A 408-nucleotide genomic window follows, 5' to 3' on the forward strand; every position below is an offset into this window, starting at 1 on the left:
GACAGGAGCCTTGAATGGTAAAAGCCCTGACGCTGCGAGTGGACGACGAGACCCTTCGAAGGCTCGAACGTGTCGCGGCTGGTCAAAAGACGACGATCGAGTTGGTTGCGGAAGAGGCTTTGCTAGCCGTCATGGACTATCCGGCACCTCCCGACGATGACGAGCGTGCGCTCGAACAAATCCTAATCGGAGTCGAGGAAGCCGATCGCGGGACTTTCGCGGGCGAGGAGGAAGTCGAAGCCGTCTTTGCGAAATATCGCGGCACGTGAAGCTCCTGTGGACGCCGCGCTCCCTACGAAATTCGCGGGAGATCGCCGACTATATCGCGACGGAAAATGAGGCTGCGGCTGGGCGCCTCATCGCGCGAATACGGCGCACCGCCGACACGCTCGCTGACCACCCTCTTGC

General features: G+C 61.0%; 1 protein-coding gene. It reads left to right on the forward strand.

The annotated features are described in order from the left end of the window. The first annotated feature begins 14 nt into the window (after positions 1 to 14). A complete protein-coding gene (locus I6F21_RS38225; RefSeq protein ID WP_225184449.1) occupies positions 15 to 269 on the forward strand; it encodes a hypothetical protein in 255 nt (84 codons plus the stop codon). Positions 270 to 408 lie beyond the last annotated feature (139 nt).

Source organism: Bradyrhizobium sp. NBAIM03, assembly GCF_020194055.1.
Classification (GTDB): domain Bacteria; phylum Pseudomonadota; class Alphaproteobacteria; order Rhizobiales; family Xanthobacteraceae; genus Bradyrhizobium; species Bradyrhizobium yuanmingense.

Excerpts from the sequence above, each read along its gene's own strand:
- I6F21_RS38225 (WP_225184449.1), top strand. The coding sequence starts at position 15 with ATGGTAAAAGCCCTGACGCTGCGAGTGGACGACGAGACCCTTCGAAGG.